General features: G+C 61.2%; 1 pseudogene. It reads right to left on the reverse strand.

Going from position 1 to position 289, the window contains the following annotated elements:
• A pseudogene (locus tag SB751_RS29545) lies at positions 1 to 289 on the reverse strand (sugar ABC transporter ATP-binding protein); the annotation flags it as partial.

The raw sequence follows: 289 nt of genomic DNA on the forward strand, positions 1-289 counted from the left end.
CCAGCTTGCCGTTGATGAAGTTCATCGGCGGCGCGCCGATGAAGCCCGCGACGAACAGGTTCGACGGCGAACCGTAGATGTCCTGCGGCGCGCCGAACTGCTGAACGATGCCGTCCTTCATCACCGCAATGCGGTCGCCGAGCGTCATGGCTTCGATCTGATCGTGCGTCACGTAGACGATCGTCTTGCCCACGCGCTGGTGCAGCAGCTTGATTTCCGAACGCATCTCGATACGCAGCTTGGCGTCGAGGTTCGACAGCGGCTCGTCGAACAGGAACATGATCGGGTC

It is taken from the genome of Cupriavidus sp. SIMBA_020, assembly GCF_046535395.1.
In the GTDB taxonomy this organism is placed as follows: Bacteria; Pseudomonadota; Gammaproteobacteria; order Burkholderiales; family Burkholderiaceae; genus Cupriavidus; species Cupriavidus campinensis.